The organism is Xylanibacter brevis P6B11 (assembly GCF_000621825.1).
In the GTDB taxonomy this organism is placed as follows: domain Bacteria; phylum Bacteroidota; class Bacteroidia; order Bacteroidales; family Bacteroidaceae; genus Prevotella; species Prevotella brevis.
Window position 1 is genome coordinate 17,291 of the sequence record NZ_KK211353.1, and the last position, 21,017, is coordinate 38,307.

Annotated in this window: 16 protein-coding genes; 9 read left to right on the plus strand and 7 right to left on the minus strand. The window is 50.3% G+C overall.

Features of this window, described 5'->3' with window-relative positions; all coding sequences use genetic code 11:
• Positions 1-81 precede the first annotated feature (81 nt).
• Positions 82-1,608, plus strand: coding sequence for a THUMP domain-containing class I SAM-dependent RNA methyltransferase (locus tag T496_RS0111595; RefSeq protein WP_027450898.1), 1,527 nt, complete (start codon positions 82-84; stop codon positions 1,606-1,608).
• Positions 1,595-3,712 (plus strand): S9 family peptidase, encoded by a 2,118-nt coding sequence (locus T496_RS0111600; protein WP_027450899.1) that lies wholly within the window; start codon positions 1,595-1,597, stop codon positions 3,710-3,712. Before T496_RS0111595 ends, T496_RS0111600 begins: the two co-directional genes overlap by 14 nt.
• Positions 3,713-3,734: 22 nt before the next feature.
• Here the strand turns inward: T496_RS0111600 and T496_RS0111605 are convergent, their stop codons facing one another.
• The 3 genes from T496_RS0111605 to T496_RS0111615 all read right to left on the minus strand — a co-directional run bounded on the left by T496_RS0111605 (position 3,735) and on the right by T496_RS0111615 (position 7,812).
• Positions 3,735-5,252 carry a sodium:solute symporter family protein gene (locus tag T496_RS0111605; protein ID WP_027450900.1) on the minus strand — a complete coding sequence of 506 codons (1,518 nt, stop codon included), beginning with the start codon at positions 5,250-5,252 and terminating at the stop codon, positions 3,735-3,737.
• A 23-nt stretch (positions 5,253-5,275) separates the two neighbouring features.
• A complete protein-coding gene (locus T496_RS0111610; RefSeq protein WP_044111244.1) occupies positions 5,276-6,373 on the minus strand; it encodes a porin family protein in 1,098 nt (365 codons plus the stop codon).
• 125 nt (positions 6,374-6,498) lie between these two features.
• Positions 6,499-7,812, minus strand: a complete 1,314-nt coding sequence (locus T496_RS0111615; protein ID WP_027450902.1) for an OmpP1/FadL family transporter — start codon at positions 7,810-7,812, stop codon at positions 6,499-6,501.
• 94 nt (positions 7,813-7,906) lie between these two features.
• Between T496_RS0111615 and T496_RS14135 the strand changes: the two genes are divergently transcribed.
• From T496_RS14135 to T496_RS0111645, 6 genes are all read left to right on the plus strand, one after another.
• A complete protein-coding gene (locus T496_RS14135) occupies positions 7,907-8,761 on the plus strand; it encodes a helix-turn-helix domain-containing protein (protein WP_052342220.1) in 855 nt (284 codons plus the stop codon).
• Between the two features lie 99 nt (positions 8,762-8,860).
• Entirely contained in the window at positions 8,861-10,129 is a 1,269-nt protein-coding gene (purD, locus tag T496_RS0111625; protein ID WP_027450903.1) for a phosphoribosylamine--glycine ligase, read from the plus strand.
• Positions 10,130-10,141: 12 nt separating this feature from the next.
• Positions 10,142-11,113, plus strand: a complete 972-nt coding sequence (locus tag T496_RS0111630; RefSeq protein WP_027450904.1) for a hypothetical protein — start codon at positions 10,142-10,144, stop codon at positions 11,111-11,113.
• The gene (locus T496_RS0111635; protein ID WP_027450905.1) at positions 11,101-11,559 is read left to right on the plus strand and encodes a YqaA family protein; all 459 of its coding nucleotides are present in this window, start codon (positions 11,101-11,103) and stop codon (positions 11,557-11,559) included. The genes T496_RS0111630 and T496_RS0111635 overlap by 13 nt, the downstream gene beginning before the upstream one ends.
• Positions 11,560-11,836: 277 nt before the next feature.
• The gene (locus T496_RS0111640) at positions 11,837-15,187 is read left to right on the plus strand and encodes a protein O-mannosyl-transferase family (protein ID WP_027450906.1); all 3,351 of its coding nucleotides are present in this window, start codon (positions 11,837-11,839) and stop codon (positions 15,185-15,187) included.
• A 17-nt stretch (positions 15,188-15,204) separates the two neighbouring features.
• Positions 15,205-15,816: a polysaccharide deacetylase family protein gene (locus tag T496_RS0111645; protein ID WP_027450907.1), complete on the plus strand. Its 612-nt coding sequence runs from the start codon at positions 15,205-15,207 to the stop codon at positions 15,814-15,816.
• A gap of 85 nt (positions 15,817-15,901) precedes the next feature.
• On the opposite strand, the gene mnmA is transcribed toward T496_RS0111645, so the two are convergent.
• On the minus strand, positions 15,902-16,996 hold the full coding sequence (mnmA, locus tag T496_RS0111650; protein ID WP_027450908.1) for a tRNA 2-thiouridine(34) synthase MnmA: 1,095 nt from the start codon (positions 16,994-16,996) through the stop codon (positions 15,902-15,904).
• A gap of 402 nt (positions 16,997-17,398) precedes the next feature.
• Between mnmA and T496_RS15395 the strand changes: the two genes are divergently transcribed.
• Entirely contained in the window at positions 17,399-17,548 is a 150-nt protein-coding gene (locus T496_RS15395) for a type IIL restriction-modification enzyme MmeI (protein ID WP_394331351.1), read from the plus strand.
• Between the two features lie 104 nt (positions 17,549-17,652).
• Here T496_RS15395 and T496_RS0111655 read toward each other — a convergent pair whose 3' ends face one another.
• From T496_RS0111655 to T496_RS0111665, 3 genes are all read right to left on the minus strand, one after another.
• Complete coding sequence (locus tag T496_RS0111655) at positions 17,653-18,063, minus strand: hypothetical protein (protein WP_027450909.1); 411 nt, start codon at positions 18,061-18,063, stop codon at positions 17,653-17,655.
• 16 nt (positions 18,064-18,079) lie between these two features.
• Positions 18,080-18,274, minus strand: coding sequence for a type II toxin-antitoxin system HicA family toxin (locus T496_RS0111660; protein WP_027450910.1), 195 nt, complete (start codon positions 18,272-18,274; stop codon positions 18,080-18,082).
• A gap of 239 nt (positions 18,275-18,513) precedes the next feature.
• On the minus strand, positions 18,514-20,958 hold the full coding sequence (locus tag T496_RS0111665; RefSeq protein ID WP_052342221.1) for an alpha/beta hydrolase family protein: 2,445 nt from the start codon (positions 20,956-20,958) through the stop codon (positions 18,514-18,516).
• Positions 20,959-21,017 lie beyond the last annotated feature (59 nt).

A 21,017-nucleotide genomic window follows, 5' to 3' on the forward strand; every position in this document is an offset into this window, starting at 1 on the left:
ATAAAGAAATAAAAATGCAAAAATATTTTGTTTTTAGCCTAAGTTACATTAACTTTGCACCTTGAAACTTTTTTAAATTCAATGAACCAAGAATTCGAACTCATCGCCAAAACGTTCATGGGACTGGAACCTGTGCTGGCGAAAGAACTGACCCTGCTGGGGGCAAATAATGTACAGATTGGTAGACGCATGGTGTCGTTTACAGGTGATAAAGAAATGATGTATCGTGCGAACTTCTCGCTGCATACCGCTATCAAAATTTTGAAGCCGATTCAACATTTCAAAGCACAAAGCGCCGACGACGTTTACGAAGCTATTAAGAAAATTGATTGGAGCGAATACCTTGACAACGACCACACGTTTGCGGTCGATTCTGTGGTATTCTCTGAGGAATTCCGTCACTCTAAATTTGTAAGCTATAAAGTGAAAGATGCCATCGTGGACCAGTTCCGCGAGAAGACGGGCAAGCGCCCCAACATCTCGGTGGCCAACCCCGACCTGCGTCTTCACATCCATATTGCCGACGTGGCTCCTGGTAAGAGCGAGTGCACCCTGTGTCTCGACTCCAGCGGCGAGTCGCTGCACCGTCGTGGCTACCGTCAGGAAAGCGTTGAGGCACCTCTGAACGAAGTGCTGGCAGCCGGTATGATCCTGATGACCGGTTGGCAGGGCGAAACCGACTTTATTGACCCCATGTGTGGCAGCGGTACCTTGCTGGTAGAAGCAGCGCTCATTGCTCGCAACATGGCTCCTGGCTTGTTCCGCAAGGAATATGCCTTCGAGAAATGGCCCGACTTCGATGCCGAGCTCTTTGACCGCATCTATAACGACGACTCTCAGGAACGTGAGTTCAAACATCATATCTACGGCTACGACATCGACATGAAGGCTGTCAACACGGCTCGTCTGAATGCCAAGGCTGCAGGTCTGACGGCCGACATCACCGTGGAGCAGCGCGACTTCAAGGACTTCGTACAGCCCAAGGAGAAGAGCATCCTGGTGTGCAACCCTCCCTATGGCGAACGTATTTCTACGCCCGACCTGCTGGGCACCTATCGCATGATTGGCGAACGTCTGAAGCATCAGTTCCTGAACAACGACGCATGGATCTTGTCTTACCGCGAGGAATGCTTCGAGCAGATTGGCCTGAAGCCCTCTATCAAGATACCCGTATTCAACGGCTCTTTGGAATGCGAGTTCCGCAAGTACCAGATTTTCGATGGCAAACTGAAGGAGTTCCGCAAAGAAGGTGGTGTTGTGAAGTCTGAGGAAGAGAAGCGCCAGATGAGCGAGAAGCATCGTTTCAAGAAAAACCGCGAGTTCAAGCAGCGCCTCGATGAGCAGGGAGAGAACGAAGAAAGCGACATCCGTTCGTTCACCTTCCACCGTCACGAAGTAAAGAGCAACAAGGACTTCAAAGGCAGTCGCGACTTCAAGGGTGGCAGAGACCGCAAAGGAGGCAAGGACTTCAAGGGCGACAGAGACTTCAAAGGCGACAGAGACTTCAAAGGCGGCAAAGAGAATCGTAATCGTGGCGGACACGAGCGTTTCGACCGCAGCAAGGGTGGTAAGAAATCTTTTAAGCGCGACCGCTATGACGAGGATTAAACCTTTCATCACCGCACTACTGCTCGTTTTTTCATCTTTAACCATCATGGCTCAACAGAAGCTGTTCACACTGGAAGACTTGAACTTTGGCGGTAAGAACTACCACAACCTACGACCAGAGAACATGTTCCTCACCTGGTGGGGCGATCAGCTGATGTATCAGGATGCGGAAGAAGGTGGAACAATCGATAACAAGGGTAACAAGAAAGCTGTGTTCCAACTGAAAGAAGTGGGAACCGACTTCCACTCAGCGATGAATGCCAAATATCCGTATGCCGACAAGCCCTTGGTATTGCTAAGCAACGGCAAGTGCCGCATACTGTTTAATTTCAAGACAAAAAAGATCGTTTGGCAACAGTCTATCAAACAGGGTGAGGCCAACCAGCATTGGAACAAGCAGTCAAAGGCTGTGGCATTCACCCGCAACTATCAGCTGTTTGTGAGAGATGCTGAAGGCAAAGAGACTCAGATCACAACAGACGGTTCACGTGAGATTGTCTATGGAGAAGCTGTTCACCGCAACGAGTTCGGTATCAACGAAGGTATTTTCTGGAGTCCCGATGGTATGAAGTTTGCCTTCTATCGCATGGACCAGTCAATGGTGACCGACTATCCACAGGTGAACATCGACCCACGCGTCGCAGAATTGGAGCCCGACAAGTATCCGATGGCTGGCATGACATCTCATGAGGTCAAAGTAGGTATCTACGATATGAAGAGTCAGAAGGTGACCTACCTGGATGCCAACGGCACCTACCTCACCAACATTGCTTGGAGCCCAGACACCAAGGAGGTGTTCATGTTCGAGCTGAACCGCGATCAGAATGACTGCAAACTGAAGTGCTATGATGCCGTTACAGGCAAATATCTATATATGCTGAACCGCGAGACCAGCGAGAAGTATGTAGAGCCTATGCACCCCATCCAGTTCCTGCCTTGGGACCAGACTCGCTTCATCATGCAGAGTCAGAAGGATGGTTTCAACCACTTGTATCTGTGTTCCGTCAAAGGCGAGATCATCAAGCAGTTGACACAGGGCTCATGGGTGGTACTCGACGTGCTTGGATTCAACGAGAAGAGCCAGTCAGTCATCATCGCTTCCAACGAGAAACATCCGTTGCAGCGCAACATCTACAGCGTCAATGCGAAAACGGGCAAGCGCACACCTATGGACAATGGTGAAGGCGTACATCAGGGCACCCTGTCAGCCACAGGCGTGAAGCTCATTGACAAATACACCACACCATCCATCCCCAACGCTATTAATGTGACCGAAGGCCCCAAGAAGTCTCACCAGCTGCTGTTGGCCAAAGATCCTTGGAGCGAATACGTGACGCCTCAGTTTGAGTGTGGCACCATCAAAGCTGCCGATGGCATCACTGATCTGTACTATCGCATGGTAAAACCAGCCGATTTTGATGCTACGAAGAAATATCCCACCGTGGTTTATGTCTATGGCGGACCTCATGCACACAACGTGGACGCTTCATGGCACTGGTCAAGTCGTTCGTGGGAGACCTACATGGCACAGAAAGGCTACATCGTCTTCATCCTCGACAATCGTGGTTCAGAGAATCGCGGCCTCGAGTTCGAGCAGAGCACATTCCGCCAGTTGGGCCAGATTGAGATGCAGGATCAGATGAAGGGTGTGGACTACCTGAAGACACTCCCCTATGTTGACATGGACCGACTGGGTGTGCATGGCTGGAGCTTTGGCGGCTTTATGACCATCTCGCTGATGACCAACTATCCCGACGTCTTCAAAGTGGGAGTCGCCGGTGGTCCTGTCATCGACTGGAAATGGTATGAGGTGATGTATGGCGAGCGCTACATGGATACGCCACAGAGCAATCCTGAGGGTTATGCCAAGACAAGCCTCATCAACAAGGCCGACCAGTTGAAAGGCAAGTTGCAGATCATCATTGGCTACAACGACCCCACTTGTGTACCACAACACACGCTGTCGTTCCTGAAAGCATGTGCTGAGGCAGGCACGCAACCCGACTTCTTCGCATATCCCGGCGAAGGCCACAACATGAGAGGACACGCCAGTGTACATCTACACGAGCGTATCACTCAATACTTCGAGGATTATTTGAAATAAATAAAGATGGTATATTCGACTGCTACTTCTTATAGCAGTCGAATATACTTTTTATCAATACCTTTGGCATCTTTGGCGTCACCAGACTAACGAGCCAAACCACAGGGAAACCTCCTACCATAGCAATAGCGCCACAGTTGATGGGATTGATAGGATTGCCCAGCAACATGTTGACCACCGTCAGACCTACACCCCATACGAAACAAGCCCATACAGAGGCGGTTGTCACACCACGCCAGTACAGTCCCAACATGAATGGAGCCAGGAAGGCACCTGCCAGTGCGCCCCACGAAATACCCATCAGCTGAGCAATGAATGTGGGAGGATTCAAAGCTATCAACAACGAGATAGCGATAAAGAACACAATCAGCACACGCATCACCACCACCTTACGACGTTCTATTCTCTCGGCCACAACATCATCGATGCTGCCATCCTCCACCTCGCCAGGCAATGATTTCTTGTCGCGGTATATCAGGTCGAGGGTCATCGTACTCGAAGAGGTCAGTACGAGTGAGGCCAGTGTGGACATAGAGGCAGAGAGTACCAACAAGACCACGAGCGCAATCAATGCTGGCGACAACTGAACCAGCATGGCAGGAACGATCGAGTCAAAGGCAATCTTTCCGTTGTCGGCGATCACCGGATCATACAGACGTCCAAAGCCACCCAGGAAATAACAGCCACCAGCCACGATGAAGGCAAAGACCGTGCTGATAACGGTACCTCTACGGATCGCACTCTCGTCAGAGATACTATAGAACTTACCCACCATCTGAGGCAATCCCATCGTGCCAAGACTGGTCAGCACAACCACGCCCAACAGTCCCCAGGGATCGGGACCGAACCACGTAGCGAACATACCTTGCTGTCCGTCGTCACCAGGAAGCGCAGCCAATTTCGCCACGGCTTCCGTAAGACCACCTTGTGCTGCCAATACAGCGGCAATGACAGCAACGATGCCAAAGATCATGATGATGCCTTGAATAAAGTCGTTCATCGCTGTTGCCTTATAGCCACCAAGAATCACATAGACAGCGGTGAGGATAGCCATCAGAATGACACAATATTCATAAGGAATGCCAAAACCCATCTCAAACAACGTTGAGATGCCCTTATAGACACCTGCTGTATAAGGAATCAGGAAGACAAAGGCAATGACAGAAGCCGTCACACGCAACCCCTGACTGTCAAAACGGGTGCCAAAGAAATCGGGCATGGTCCTACTCTCTATATGTTGTGTCATCAACTTGGTTCTGCGCCCCAACAACAACCACGCGAGCAACGAACCTATCACGGCATTGCCCACACCAATCCATGCAGAGGAGAGCCCATATTTCCATCCAAACTGTCCGGCATAGCCCACAAAGACCACTGCCGAGAAATAAGAGGTGCCAAAGGCGAAAGCCGTCAGCCAAGGGCCTACCGATCGACCACCCAACACGAATCCATCTACACTTCTGGCCTGCTTGCGCGAGTAAAGTCCCACGCCAACCATCACGACCAGAAAAACAATCGTTAAAAGAATCTTTATAATCATTTCTAATTCAAATTTTCAATTACTTAAAACGCCACTTGCACCTGAGCCTGCAACCAGTTAAAATCCTTTGATGAAATATTGTCACCACATAAGCAACGGGTATATTGCAACTGTACACGGCACTTCTTATAGAACCAATACTGCACGCCCAGTGTCAGGTTGGTCTGGTCCCACCCCTCCACTTTGGTGTTTCTATCGAAGGTCTCACCCGAAGCTACAATATCGAGGGCATCATATACGGGGATGCAAGTGGTGACATAGCCACCACGGCTATCGACGTCGCCATCCTTACCTCCCAGCCATTCGGCTCGCAGACTGGCTGGCCGTGCCTCTTTGTATTGTCCTTTAGAATAGGGTAATGTCTTATATTCAGCACCAACGCTATAGCGATTACGCTTGTAGTTATCGCCCTCCTTAATGGTTGGGTTCCAGTCAGCCGTACCCACTGCATGGCCCGTACCCAGATAGCCGGAACCAGCAAGACGCAGGCCATCAACAGGGCGTACTTCGAGTTTGGCGATAAAATCTTTCTGATTGTTTCCATCCTTGCGATTGATGCCCTGTCCGCTCATCAACGCCAGTTCGTAGTGCAACTTCTTCTGCAACAAGTCACCATAGACCATCAAGCCCTGATCACGTCCGTAGTTGACACCGTTCAACGGATCAGGTCCCTCACCAGCCAGATAAAGCACTGCCTGTGAATAGACATCGATCAGTTCCAATTGCGTGGGCGACAGTGGGTTTTCCATCGAATAGGAATGTTTGAACTGTCCAAACCTGACAGTCAAAGCATTGTTGTTGGTGATGCGATAGTCGGTATAGAACTCCTGAACCACACTGTTAAAGTCGTGCATAAACAAGAACGACCAGCGGTCGGTAATTCGGGCTTTGGCCCAAAGCAACGTACGTTTCAAGTTGTAGGAATTGGTTTTGTCTCGTCGCTTAGCTCCGTCTGTAGTCCCAGGGTCCTGATACGACCAACCAGCCTGAGCATAGCCATTGAATGTGATGCGAGACGTCAGGTCTTTCATCCAGTCCTCATTACTTCCGGTCTGTGCTATGGCCGCAGTATGCATCAAAAGAGGGATTGCAGCCAATAGTAATCTTTGTTTGGTAATCATAAGAAAAATAATCTAATTAAGGTCTTTGCGTTAATAAATCGCGGCAAAAATAAATAAAAAAATTGTGACAGCCAAGAAAAACTGTCACAATATTGAAATTGAGTTATATATTTTAAGTAATTGTGTTAGAACTTATAGTCCAAACCCAGACCAATCACATGATTGGTACGGCTAAAGGTATCACTTCCGGCCACACCAGGAAGTCCCTGATAGTTAGCCTGTTCTTTCTTGTAATCGCTATACAGTGTGCAGAAGTAGCTGACGTTCAAGCGGACATTCTTAGTCAAATTAACAGCAGCACCACATCCCAGACTGTAGCTATCGCAAGCAAACGAGGTGTGCGTCTGATAATCATCTGCCAGACCATAGTCCGTACGCTGTCCACCCAGACTGACGGTGAAGCGATCATTGATATCATACTCAGCACCGAGCAGCACCTCATGTGTGCCATGCTCCAGATTCTCCTGTCTGTTGCCCGACATCTTTGCATTCTTATCATCGTAGAAGTGATATTCTGCTGCTGCACGCAATTTCGGTGTGAACTCATACTGAGCAGCCAGAACCAAGAGTGAAGGCATATCGTAACGTGTCTTCACACCATCCTGATAGGCAGCAATCTTATCTCCGAAAGCAGCTTGAACCTGCTGGGGTGACATACCAACTACGTCAGCACTGAGTTCCTTGGTGTCGTTGGGTACATTGATTTTAGTACGGAACTCATAACGGGCAGCCAACGACAGCTTATCCTGGTGGTAGTTCACACTTACCAGTGGGTTGAAGCCCCAACCCTTCTGAGAGCAGTCAAGCTGCAGGTTGACATACTTCACGGGACCACCCTGTGCAACTACGTGTCCACGATAATAGCCGTCATAATAGTTGGCTCTGAGACCTACGGCAGCAGAAAGGTAATCGGTCAACTTATAAGAAAAGTTCACCTGACCACCATATATATATTGTTTACCTTTCATCTGAGCATCCAGGTCATAAGTGCCAGGTTGCAATCCCCCAGCTGCCAGTCTTGCCATGATAGGTGCAGTAAACATAGGTACGCCCTCGTCATATTTCACGAAGCCACCACTACCTACAATACCAATCATCGTTGATACAGCCCAGCGATCCTGCTTATAGACAGCAAACAAGGCGGGCACAACAGGAGCTGAAGCCTCTCCTTTATAAGTCTTGTTCAGGCCTAAAGCGGGAACATTGGCTTCGATGTCGCGATTCTGCCAGGGTTTCTGGAAGTTAAGAGACAATTGCAAGCCCTCGCGTCCCCATACCAAACCGGCTGGGTTACTGTAGGTGGCATCAATCTCTGACGTAGCACCACGGGCAAACATACGGTCAAAGGCAATGTGATAATTCGTGTTGGTCATCAATCCACCAGCCTCAGCCAACAAAGACATAGAGGCGGCAACAACAAATAAAAAAAATCTTTTCATTTCTATACTTAAAATTAAACGGCTGCAAAATTAGTCACTTTTCCACAATAATTCGTTAGCTATTTCGTTGATTTAATTGCCAAATCCTAAGATTATGCTTAAAGACACCATTAACAACGAACTATTCAGAAACCCAGATTTCTGGCGTCAGAGTGGAGAACTGTTTCTGTTCGAAGGTCACTTTTTCCTTCGTAACTTTCACTTCAGCAGTCGAAATTTTCTCATGCCCACTCAACCATACAAGTTGCAGGAAGCACGTGTCGTGCTGGTTAAAAAAGGACATGCGCACTATAAATTCAACCTCACCGACCAGCACTTCGAGGCTGGCGACCTGGTGGTGTTCCTTTCCGACACACTGGTCGAGAAAGAGGGCATCTCTGGCGATTTTGAGTTTGATGCCTTCTCATTCGACGCCACGCCAGGAGAGCCCTTCATTCACCTCAGACTGAACGAGCAAACGCGCCCCATCGTAGAACAGCACATGTCACTCTTATGGGATATCGTGCACGAGACGCCCTACCCTCGCGACAACGTGCAACTGCTGACGCAGTCACTGATGCACTACATCCGGCAACACATTGGCTTGCGTATTGTCAACCGTCCACTGAGCAGACGAGAAGACACCGTGCGACGTTTTCTGAACCTCGTCAGCCAGTATGCCACACAGGAACGCAACATCCCGTTTTATGCCAATCAACTGTGTATTGAGCACCACTACCTCAGCACACTCATCAAACAGGTAAGCGGCAAGACCGCCATGCAATGGATCAATCAGACGGCTATTAAAGAAATAAAGGTATGGCTGGCCTATAGCGACGAAAACATCGCACAGATATCCTCACGCATGCACTTCTCCTGTCCTGCCTCGCTCTCAAAATTCTTCAAACGCGAAACTGGCATGACGCCAATGGAATACCGCGAAATGAGACCTATCGACTCCGAACATTAATTTATGTAGGGCAAAATAAATAATTCTCATGCAAAAACCTTACTTTTTCAATTAAAAAGCGTAACTTTGCACTCGATTTTTCAATCAACCACACAGAGTATGAAGATTTTATTGTTAGGAAGTGGCGGCCGTGAGCACGCCTTGGCTTGGAAGATTGCTCAAAGTGAGCGTGTTGAGAAACTTTTTATTGCACCAGGCAATGCCGGTACTGCTAATGTTGGCACCAATGTCAACATCAAGGCTGACGATTTCGAGGCCATCAAGGCTTTTGTGGTCGAGAACCAGGTGAACATGGTCGTTGTTGGTCCTGAGGATCCCTTGGTAAAGGGTATCTATGACGATTTGAAGAACGATCCCCGCACCAAGAACATCCCCGTTGTCGGTCCTTCAAAGGCTGGTGCAGTGCTGGAAGGCTCTAAAGACTTCGCTAAGGCATTCATGATGCGCCACAACATTCCCACAGCTAAATATGCCACATTCGACGGTGAGCACCTGGAGGAAGGACTGAAGTTCCTTGAGACATTAGAGGCTCCCTATGTGCTGAAGGCCGACGGCCTTTGTGCCGGTAAGGGTGTGCTGATTCTCCCCACCCTGGAGGAGGCCCAGAAGGAATTGAAAGAGATGCTTGGCGGCATGTTTGGCAACGCATCCAGTCGTGTGGTGATTGAGGAGTTCCTCAGCGGCATCGAGTGTTCTGTATTCGTCCTCACAGACGGCGACCACTATAAGATTCTGCCCGAGGCCAAGGACTACAAGCGCATCGGCGAGGGCGACACAGGTCTGAACACCGGTGGTATGGGTAGTGTTTCGCCCGTTCCTTTTGCCACCAAAGAGTGGATGCAGAAGGTTGAGGACCGCATCATCCGTCCCACAGTAGAAGGTCTGAAAGCAGAAGGCATCGACTATAAAGGTTTTATCTTCTTCGGTCTTATCAACGTCAAAGGCGAACCCATGGTCATCGAGTACAACTGTCGTATGGGCGACCCCGAGACCGAGAGCGTCATGCTCCGCTTGAAGAGCGACATCGTTGACCTGTTTGAAGGCGTTGCTGAAGGCAATCTCGATCAGCGTTCCATCGTGTTCGACGAGCGTGCAGCCGTTTGCGTCATGCTGGTTTCTGGCGGTTATCCCGAGGCTTACAAGAAGGGCTACCCCATCACAGGCATCGAACAGGTAGAGGGCAGCATCGTCTTCCACGCAGGAACAGCACTGAAAGACGGACAGGTTGTCACCAATGGTGGTCGTGTCATTGCCGTTTCTTCTTATGGTGCCAACAAGGAAGAGGCGCTCAAGAAGTCGTTCACCGAAGCCCAGAAGATCAAGTTCACCGACCAGTATTTCCGTCGTGACATAGGCGCCGACCTATAATAACACATTGATATGGAGAAACGCCTACATAACCATATCAGCGAGAGCATACTGACCCTTTACAGCAGTGCCATCTATTGTTTCATCACATGGATTGCTGCCGGTCTGTTCACGCATCATCTATGGTTACAGATGGCGTTGATGGCTGCTACATGCTACCTGATGGTAGAGATGAGCAAGCATCTGATATTCCTACGCTTGCGCAGCTGGATGGTCACATCGGCACTTATGATGTTATCATCCTGCTGCGCATTCAACTACCATTCTACGAGTGCAGGCATCATTGGCATCTGTGCCGTGGTGACCATCTTCCTGCTGTTATCCACCTATCAGAATCCGCAAGACGTAGGCCACACGTTCTTCGCCTACGTCGTCTTGGGCATTGCCAGTCTTTTCTTTGTCAAGGCACTCTATTTCATACCTTTGATGTGGCTCTTGACGCTCCTGATGCTTCAGTCATTGAGCTTCCACACCTGGCTCGCCTCGATTCTAGGCACCATCACACCCTATTGGCTGATAGGTTCCTGGCTTATCTACAATCAGGAATTCAATGTTCTTACCGCGAACTTCGAACCCCTATTCAACTGGCAGGCACCTACAGAAGATCAACTCCTAACACCCATCCGTGTCGTTATCTTCCTCATCATTGCCATCCTCTTCGTGCTAGGTGCTATCAATTTCTGGAGCAAGAGCTACGAAGAGCGCATCCGCACACGCCAATACTACGGTTTCCTGCAGTGGATGGTATTGGCGCTCGGCATCTTCGTGCTGTTACAGCCGCAGTATTACGACATGCTCATCCGTGTCATCATCATCTGCGCCTGTCCTTTTGCCGCCCATTTCTTCACACTCAACAATTCTAAGATCACCAACTATCTATTCTTCATCACCTTAGCCTTCATGATCATCCTTTCTGTCATCAGCGTCAACGAGTCGCTGACAGAAATCGTCAACCTGAAGCTTCTCGAGATATGGAATGGATAATTGACCTCCTCACGAGCTATGGCTATATGGGCATGCTGGTGGCGGCATTCCTGGCTGGCAGCGTGTTCCCGTTTTCCAGCGAGGCCGTCATGCTGGGACTGATGGCAACACCGGGCATCGACTCCTGGACACTGGTTGTCTATGGCACCATTGGCAATGTGCTGGGCTCCTTCTTCAACTATGGCATCGGGCGTATGGGCAAACTGGAATGGATTGAGAAATACCTAAAGATCAAGAAAGAGAAGATGGACCGGGCCGAGCGCTTCATGGCCGGCCGCGGGGCATGGATGGGCTTCTTTGCCTTCCTGCCCGTATTGGGCAGTGCCATCACCGTCACGCTGGGATTTCTACGTTCCAACGTTGTCATTTCGTTTATCAGCATCGCCATTGGGAAATTCCTGCGCTACTGGCTATTGGTCTATGGTGCAGAGCGTTTATTCTGTTAATAATTGTGCAACAGGCGCATTTTCTTATCTTTTCACATCGCTCTTTTCACTAAAATTACTACCTTTGCAGCAAACTTTTCGAATAGACGAAAGCAGACATGAATAATAACAATACTGCCCCCACCCCCTGCCCCTCCCCTACAAGGGAGGGGAGAACCGCAGAGGAAGCCGCCTCTCTCCCCTCCCTTGTAGGGGAGGGGCAGGAGGTGGGGTCAGTAACCTTAGTTATATAGAAGCTATCATTTGTATTTTAACGTTAAAAAATTACTCATTAACAATGAAACAATTTCGTCTCGTGGACAATATTGTTGGCTGGCTAACCTTCTTGATTGCTGCCGTTGTATATTGTTCAACCATCGAGCCGACAGCCTCTTTCTGGGACTGTCCTGAGTTTATTACGACAGGCTACAAATTGGAAATTGGTCACCCACCCGGTGCACCATTCTTCATGTTGACTGCTAACCTCTTCTCACAGTTCACCAGCGATCCATCGCACGTGGCCTACATGGTCAACATGATGAGTGCGTTGCTGTCGGCCGTCTGCATATTGTTCCTCTTTTGGAGCATCACGCACCTGTCTCGCCGTCTGGTCATCAACCAATGGAGCGAGCTGACACTGGCCAAGACCATCGCCATCGAGGCTTCTGGTCTGGTGGGTGCGCTCATCTATACCTTCAGTGACACCTTCTGGTTCTCTGCTGTCGAGGGCGAGGTATATGCCTACTCATCGGCCTTCACCGCCGTGGTATTCTGGCTGATACTGAAATGGGAAGACCATGCCGACGAACCCCATGCAGACCGTTGGCTGGTACTTATAATGTATATGGTGGGCCTCAGCATTGGTGTCCATCTGCTGAACCTGCTGTGTCTGCCTGCCATTGTGCTGGTTTACTATTACAAGCGCTTCCCCAACGCCAATGCGCTGGGCTCATTTGTAGCACTGGGTGTGTCAGTCATCATCCTGGCTGCCGTGCTCTATGGCGTAGTGCCTGGCATCATCACCGTAGGCGGATGGTTTGAGCTCTTTTTTGTCAACACGCTGGGTTGTCCGTTCAACACCGGTGAGTATATCTACTTGATCCTCTTGGTTGGCATCGTCATCTGGGCCATCTACGAGACTCAGAATGCCAAGGACACCCGCAGCAGCTGGATTCGTCAGAACTGTGCCTTCCTACTTTCTGTAGGCATGCTGGGCATTCCCTTCTACGGCTACGGATGGTCGGCTGCCATCATTGGCATCATCGCCCTCGTTGCCCTGTGGTTCATCTTGATCTACAGAAGAAAGAGCAACGGCCAGTCACAGCCACTGGTTTCTGCACGTTTGAAGAACACCATGCTGCTGAGCATGCTCATGCTGATGATTGGCTATTCTACCTATGCCGTCATCGTCATCCGCTCATCGGCCAACCCACCCATGGACCAGAATTCTCCTGAGGATATCTTCACGCTGGGCAACTACCTGAGCCGCGACCAGTATGGCTATCGCCCACTGCTCTACGGTCAAGCCTACAACTCTGAATATGCCGTTGGCAAAGACGGACGTGTGAAGATGGATCAGGGCGCTCCCATGTACCAGCGCAAAGAGAAGGCCAGTGCCGACGAGCCCGACCGCTACTTTGTGGTCAGCACCAAGGACAAGCCCATCTATGCGCAGAACATGTTCTTCCCACGCATGTATTCTAACAGTCCTCGCCATATCGATGCCTACGAGAGTTGGCTGGGAGGCGTCGAGGGACGACAGATGCCTTCTAACTATCGCGAGGGCGAGACGGTGAAGATTCCCACCATGCTCGAGAACCTGCGCTTCTTCATCTCCTACCAGTGCAACTGGATGTACTGGCGCTACTTCCTGTGGAACTTTGCAGGTCGTCAGAACGACATCCAGGGTCATGGCGGTGTAGAGAAGGGCAACTGGCTGAGTGGTATCCCATTCATCGATAATGCACGTCTGGGCGACCAGTCTAAACTGCCCGACGACCTGAAGAACAACAAGGGTCATAACGTGTTCTACTGTCTGCCTCTGATTCTGGGTCTGATAGGTCTCTTCTGGCAGATCATGGCACGCGGACAGAAAGGCGTCAAGCAGTTCTGGGTGGTCTTCTTCCTGTTCTTCATGACAGGTCTGGCCATCGTCATCTACCTGAACCAGACACCCGAGCAGCCACGCGAACGTGACTATGCTTATGCTGGTTCGTTCTATGCTTATGCTATCTGGTGCGGTCTGGGCGTAGTGGCTATCTACGACCTGCTGCTCAAGAAGCTGAAGAACGTCAACCCCGTGGCCATCGCTGCCGGTGTCGCTGCCGTAACGGTGCTGATCCCCATTCAGATGGCCTCGCAGACCTGGGACGACCACGACCGCTCTGGTCGCTACACCTGTCGCGACTTCGGACAGAACTACCTCATGTCGATGCAGGCCGAGGGCAATCCTATCATCTTCACCAATGGCGATAACGACACCTTCCCCTTGTGGTACAACCAGGATGTGGAGGGCGTTCGCACCGACGCGCGTGTCTGCAACCTCTCTTATCTGCAGACCGACTGGTATATCGACCAGATGATTCGACCCGCCTTCGACTCTCCCGCACTGCCCATCTCATGGAGCCGTCTGGAGTATTGCTCTGGCACCAACGAGTATATCCACATCGAGCCCAACTTCAAAAAGGAGGTGCTGAACTACTACAAGCAGGATCCTGAGGCTGCACGCCAGAACTTCGGCGACGAGCCGTTCGAACTGAAGAACGTACTGAAATACTGGGTGCGCTCTAAGAATCCCGAACTGCAGGTCATCCCCACCGACACGCTCTATATGACTATCGACAAGGAGGCTGTGAAGCGTAGTGGCATGCTGATGCAGGGCGACTCTATCCCCGACCGCATGGTCATCTCGCTAAAGGGTCTCAACTCTCTGGACAAGAGCAAGCTGATGATGCTGGAGCTGTTGGCCAACTGCAACTGGGAGCGTCCTCTCTACGTGGCCTACACCGTCGGTCAGGAGAACTACATGAATCTGGGCGACAACTTCGTACAGGAGGGTCTGGCCAACCGCATCACACCGTTCACTACCAACGTGAATGGTCGTCCGCTGGAAGGCATGACCGACTTCGATACCGACAAGACCTACGACAATGTGATGAACCGCTTTAAATATGGTAATGTCAATGCCGAGCGCATCTATCTCGACGAGACCGTCATGCGCATGTGCTACACCCACCGTCGTCTGCTGGCTAAGTTGGCTACAGAGCTGGCCTACAAGGGCGAGAACGACAAGGCTGCCAAGGTGCTGGCTAAGTCTGAAGAGATGCTGCCTGCCCGCAATATTCCTCATGAGTACCAGGGCGGCTCACTCGACATGGCGCTGGCCTATTCGCTGATTGGCAACAAGGCAAAGGCAAAGGATCTGTTGTCTCAGGTATGGAACCGTGACAAGCAGTATGTAGAGTTCTATCTCTCACTCGACAAGAACCTGTTCTTGATGTCTGCCAGCGATTGCCGCATTCAGTTCTATATCATGCAGAGCCTCATCTCGATTGCCGAGGATGTTGACCCTGCACTCGCAGCCAACTACACAGCCGAGTGGCAGCAATTCATGAACACATTTGTAAGCAAAGGCGGCAAGCTACGCTAAACCGCACCCTTATTTAAATGATTATTGAACAACCCGCCGTCTATCTGAGATGGCTTTATCCTAAAGCATTATGGCGAATGGACCGTCACGAACGTTCAGTCTATCTGACGTTCGACGACGGTCCCATCCCAGAGTCCACACCTTTCATCCTGGATATCTTGCGCAAAGAGGGCATCAAGGCCACTTTCTTCATGGTGGGCGACAACGTGAGGAAATATCCAGAGCTGTTTCAACAGATACTAGACGAGGGTCATCAGGTGGGCAATCACACCCATAATCATATCAGCGGTTTCCGCCATTCGCTCCACGACTATAGCTATAACGTGGAGAAGGCCAACGCCTATATCCACAGCCACTTCATGCGCCCACCCCATGGGTGGATGCGTCTGGACCAGTATGCGTGGCTCAGCAGAAAGTATAAGGTGGTGATGTGGGACCTCGTGACGCGCGACTATTCTAAATGGATGACGGCCGAGGATATCCTCAACAACGTGAAGCGCTATGCGCGCAACGGGTCTATCATCACGTTTCACGACTCTCTGAAGTCCATCGAGAAGCTGAAGACAGCGTTGCCCGCCAGCATCAAATGGCTGAAAGAGCAAGGCTATGAGTTTAAGATATTCAAATAACCCCTCCTTCTTTTCTCCCTCCTTCGGGAGGAGAAAAGAAGGAGGAGTTCGTAAAAAGTCTCCCCTTGGGGAGATTTAGAGGGGGTTATATTGTAATCTCTGCCGATCCGTAGCAACGGTGATGCTCGGCATCATACACCACGCAGAACTGTCCCGGTGCCACGCCGTGGATCGGATCTTTCGAGTGTACGATGAAACTTCCCTCGCCGGTCTTTTCCAGTGTGGCCTCATGGAACTCTGGCGTATGACGAATCTTGAACGTGATCTGTTCGCCTGGCATCTCGCCATTGATGCTGTGAAATCCATGTATGGGGAAGTCCTGCTTATAGGCAGTCTCAGGATCGTAACCATGCGACACATATAGCAGGTTCTGCGCCACATCTTTCTTCACGATGAACCAGGGGCCGCCGCCAAAGCCTAAGCCTTTACGCTGTCCGATGGTGTAGAACCAGTGGCCGTTGTGCTTACCGATCAGCTTGCCCGTCTCCAGCTCCAGCACGTCGCCCTGCTGTTCGCCCACGTACCTTTTTATATAGTCCGTATAGTTGATCTTTCCCAGAAAGCAGATGCCTTGTGAGTCACGACGCTTGGCGTTCACCAGATGTTCGCGCTCAGCAATGGTGCGCACCTCGTCCTTCACATAGTGACCGATGGGAAAGATCGCTTTTTCCAACTGCCAGTCGTATATCTGTGCCAGGAAGTCGGTCTGATCCTTCACCGGGTCAGGACTAGTGCAGAGCCATGAGACAACCCCTCCTTGGGAGGGGCTTGGGGAGGTTTCCTTTTGCGCATAGTGGCCGGTGGCAATCAGGTCGTAGTCGTGTCCACGCTTCTCGTGGAAGGCACCAAACTTAATCAGTCGGTTGCACATCACATCGGGATTGGGAGTCAGTCCCGCCTTCACCTTATCCATGGTGTAGGCCGTCACCTGGTTCCAGTATTCCTGATGACAATCCACCACTTCCAACTTGCAGCCATACTTACGGGCCACGGCGGTAGCCATTTCCAGATCTTCCTCGCTCGAGCAGTCCCACTCCTCTTCCTCCTCGGGACCTATCTTGATATAGAAGCAGTCAGGCTGCAGGCCCAGTCGTGCAAACTCATACACCACCACACTGCTATCCACGCCACCCGACAAGAGCACAGCGATGCGTTTATCCTTTAATTCATCTATATTCATGCTGCAAAGTTACGAATAAGTGAGTAAAGAACAAAATAAAAAACGTTTTTTCAGTTTGTTAGCTCCAGAAAGACAGCCCAAAACAACAGCTTAAAACGGCGGTATATTGCGCAAAAAGCTGAGCTTTTGAAACATCATTTCTAAACTATAAAGACCATCCTAAACTCTAAACAAAAACATTCTAGACTTTAGAAATGATAAATCTAGAGTCTAGAAAGGTGGTTTCTAGACTCTAGAAATGCACATTCTAGAGTCTAGAATCAGACCAAAACAACCACTTTTGCACCACAAAAGTGCCACTTTAAGCAAATAATAGCGCCACTATTCCATAGCAAAAGAGGCCGTATCAGTGACATGAACCGCAGGTAAACCGCAGGGACGGGTACCTGTTCCATTGACTATATGACGAAAGAAATTGTATTTACGAATCGAGTTTTTGCTATTTATGGTGCTCCTATATGGTTGTTTGGTGTTGTTTCAAGTGCTATTCATCTTTTATGGACGAAAACTTTATGTGGTAGGCTAGAGACTCCAAACTCTATGAAAAGATGACGGCAGCGAAAAATAACAAAAGAATTGGAAGTTATGAACTTGAACGTAATCTCTACGGCAGGTCATCAACATGATACCTGCCGTTGTGCATCTATAAAAAAGTGTTATTCCACAGCAATAAGTTCACGGCCTATTTTGTGCAGACCTTCAACGATGCGACGGCGCTGTTCTGGACGAGGCTTTTTAATACCGTTGGCATAGTGGCTCAGCTGGTGCTGATTGATACCTGAAACACGGCTGATTGCAGCAATGGAGGCATAAGGAGAGCACATTTGCAGCAAGGCTGCAGCATCCAGATGATACTCGAATTTGTAGTCGCCATCGCGAAGCCACTGGGGAACATCATCGCCATCTGCAATCATTCCTTCTACATGGAAGTTGAGTGTGTTGCGTACTTCATCAATAAGTTCGTTGTACGTTTTGGCAGTAACAACCACTGCACCAGGCACGTTCTCGCTCAGAGCTGCACCATAATTCTTGTTACACCAAGATACATTTACAATAATTTTTTCCATCTCCATTACTTTTTTATTATTTCCAACCTGCCTGTTTCCAAATACTATTCAAGAGAAATTGGCTTAACACCTCATTTTTATGTCCTCTGATAGTCACCTTGCCTTTCTTCTGAGGATGCTTATATTGTCGATGGTCACCTTTGGTGGCTACAAGGACCCATCCGTCAGCTTCAAGCATTTTGATGACTTCAATAACCTTATATGCTTTCATGTTTATACTTAATGTTGGCGCAAAGGTAATAAAAAGAATACCATTTAGCAAATAAAAGCATCAAAAAAGTATTCTTTTTAATACTCTTTAAGAAAAAAATGATCCGCAGTGAACCCCAGGGACGGGTACCTGTTCTATTCTGTACCGAAAAGAGGTCGTGTCTGTTACTATTGACACGACCTCTTTACTATTCCGTATATAAATCTTGCAAAGGAACCTCCTCTGCAACTGGCGACCTATTACAGGCCTTTTGCAGGATAAAGCGCATCCCACCAACTAGGATCATCCTTCAGCCAACGGGCGAACCATGCCATCTGTGTGGCCAACCATTTCTCTTTCTTAGAGTAGTCAAGGATGTGATGATTCTCACCCTTCACCTGCACCAGAGCTACCTCGCGACCGAGGAGCTTCAAGGCCGTAAACATCTGCAGACTCTCTACCAGAGGCACGTTGGTGTCGGCATCGCCATGCAGCAGAAGCAGCGGCGTGTGAATCTTGTCGGCATTGAACAGAGGCGACTGGTTGACGTAGAGGTCGCGATGGCTCCAAGGATAGCTGTTGGCCATCGACACCTCACTGTAGTTATAGCCCCAATAGCCCTGTCCCCAGTAGCTGGTGTGGTTGGCAATGCCTGCATGACTCACGGCTGCAGCAAAGATATCGGTCTGTGTCTGCAGATACTGCGTCATGAAACCGCCATACGATGCACCCATACAACCGATTTTCTCCTTATTAATAAAGGGATGAGCCTCACAGATCTTCTTCGTGCCCTCGATGATATCCTCAGCAGGTCCGCGACCGGCGGTGTTCACGTGGCGCGAAGCCCACTCCTGACCGAAGCCGGTGGCACCACTGGGTTCGATGATATAGGCCACATAGCCCAACGAGTTCCAATACTGAGGGGCATAGGGTGACTCGAAATAACGACTGGTGGGCGAGCAACCGCCATAGTAATAAACAATCATGGGATATTTCTTCGTCGCATCAAAGTCTTTTGGCAGATAGAGGCGTCCATAGACGGTGTCACCCTTCGAGTTGGTGAAGTTCCAGTCCTCGCAGGTGCCCAGCTCGGCATCGCCCAGGGCTTTACAACCATCAAACAACAGCACCTCGCTGCCTTTCTTGGCGGGGTTGGTGGTCACATAGGCAGAGGCTGGCTCCATGGTTTTATAAGAGAGATAAGCCACGGTGCCGGCATGCGAAGCCATGTCCAGGCGGTAGATATTGTCGCCATTCACGGGCAGGCGCTGGATCCTACCGTTCTTTGGATTGAGCTGATACAGATAGACATAGTCGCGACACTCAGCACGGAAATAGACCATGCCATCGGCTGCCGACCAATTCACGCCGCCCGTCAGCGAGGGATCGAAGTCCTTGGTCAGGGGCTTCACCTGCTTTGTGGCGATGTCATAGAGGAACAGCTCGTTTTCGGTCATGCTGGGTGTCACGTCGGCAGCCAACTGACAACCGATGCGGTCGAAGGCCTCGGGCGTACCCGTGAAGATGATCTGACTGCCGTCGGGCGAGAAAGTGCCGCCGCCCAGGAATCCCGCACACTGCATCAGCGTGTCGGTCTTCAGTGTCTGGGCATCGATGATAAACACATCCTGCACCTCTGTGGGGCGCTTGGCCAAACGAGAGTATGACGAAACCACCAGCAACTTCTTACCGTCCTGCGAAATGTCCGAGAGATAGGTGGTCTGACGTCCGAAGGTGATGCGCTGGCACAGGCCGGTGGCAATGTCGTAGCGCTTCAGGTAGTAGCGCGAACGCCAGCCCGGCTGACGGTCGTCCATCTCCAGCACCTGATAGACGTCGGCATCCTCTTTGGGGCCTTCCTCCGTGCCTGTAAAGATGATATAGTCTTCCGTAGGACTGATGGTATAGCCCTCGCGAGGCACATCATAGGCCCACTGCGTGCGCTGGCCCGTCACAGGGTCCACCTTGTAGAGCACACGCTTGTCGCCCAGATATTCCTCTTCGATATAGGCACAACTGCGGGGCATCCATTCGGCCATCGCCGCGGGGCGTGCCAGCAGGCGCTGACTCTTCACGTCTCGCAACTCGTAGCTCCACTGGCTCTTGCCACCACGGGCTGTGGTCTGATAAGCCACCATCACATACTTTCCATCGGCCGACAGCGAGATGTTACGTACGCGTTTTCCGTCGGTCAGGTCGTGCACCATATAGGGGTGCTGCTTGGTGACAACGGGCGTTAATGCACGTGTCATATCCATGGTCACCCGAACGCTGTCGCTATCCGAGGGCTGAGCCAGGAAGCGGATGGCCACCTCGTGGTGTTCGGGAGCCAGCTTCACTTCGCCCATCACCTCTTGTCCATCCACATAAACCTTGCAGTTCTTAGGACCTTTCACGCTGATAGTACCCTTCGTGAAATCACTGTTGTTCACATAAAAGCTCAGCACACCCACGCTCTTGCTGTCGGCCAGCGAAGGCAACACACAACCCTCGAAGGTGGTCTGTGGCTGACTGCTCAGGGCCAGGTCGCCAAGCAGACTTTTCTCGTCAAACTTATCACCTTTCACGTTCACAGAGTCCATCTGCTGTGGTGTCTTCACCGCATACGGACCTGCCAGATTAAAGACCTTCACATCGGTCTTCACCTGTGCCGATGCCGCCATAGCCAATAGCGACATCGCAAAGAAAATCTTGCGATTCATCATTGTTTTTTTTAATGGTCTAGTTACGAGGTGCAAAAGTACGAAAAAAAAATGACTCTCTA

Coding starts and splice junctions, on each gene's coding strand:
- T496_RS0111595 (WP_027450898.1), top strand. CDS start 82: ATGAACCAAGAATTCGAACTCATCGCCAAAACGTTCATGGGACTGGAA.
- T496_RS0111600 (WP_027450899.1), top strand. CDS start 1,595: ATGACGAGGATTAAACCTTTCATCACCGCACTACTGCTCGTTTTTTCA.
- T496_RS0111605 (WP_027450900.1), bottom strand. CDS start 5,252: ATGATTATAAAGATTCTTTTAACGATTGTTTTTCTGGTCGTGATGGTT.
- T496_RS0111610 (WP_044111244.1), bottom strand. CDS start 6,373: ATGATTACCAAACAAAGATTACTATTGGCTGCAATCCCTCTTTTGATG.
- T496_RS0111615 (WP_027450902.1), bottom strand. CDS start 7,812: ATGAAAAGATTTTTTTTATTTGTTGTTGCCGCCTCTATGTCTTTGTTG.
- T496_RS14135 (WP_052342220.1), top strand. CDS start 7,907: ATGCTTAAAGACACCATTAACAACGAACTATTCAGAAACCCAGATTTC.
- purD (WP_027450903.1), top strand. CDS start 8,861: ATGAAGATTTTATTGTTAGGAAGTGGCGGCCGTGAGCACGCCTTGGCT.
- T496_RS0111630 (WP_027450904.1), top strand. CDS start 10,142: ATGGAGAAACGCCTACATAACCATATCAGCGAGAGCATACTGACCCTT.
- T496_RS0111635 (WP_027450905.1), top strand. CDS start 11,101: ATGGAATGGATAATTGACCTCCTCACGAGCTATGGCTATATGGGCATG.
- T496_RS0111640 (WP_027450906.1), top strand. CDS start 11,837: ATGAAACAATTTCGTCTCGTGGACAATATTGTTGGCTGGCTAACCTTC.
- T496_RS0111645 (WP_027450907.1), top strand. CDS start 15,205: ATGATTATTGAACAACCCGCCGTCTATCTGAGATGGCTTTATCCTAAA.
- mnmA (WP_027450908.1), bottom strand. CDS start 16,996: ATGAATATAGATGAATTAAAGGATAAACGCATCGCTGTGCTCTTGTCG.
- T496_RS15395 (WP_394331351.1), top strand. CDS start 17,399: ATGACGAAAGAAATTGTATTTACGAATCGAGTTTTTGCTATTTATGGT.
- T496_RS0111655 (WP_027450909.1), bottom strand. CDS start 18,063: ATGGAAAAAATTATTGTAAATGTATCTTGGTGTAACAAGAATTATGGT.
- T496_RS0111660 (WP_027450910.1), bottom strand. CDS start 18,274: ATGAAAGCATATAAGGTTATTGAAGTCATCAAAATGCTTGAAGCTGAC.
- T496_RS0111665 (WP_052342221.1), bottom strand. CDS start 20,958: ATGATGAATCGCAAGATTTTCTTTGCGATGTCGCTATTGGCTATGGCG.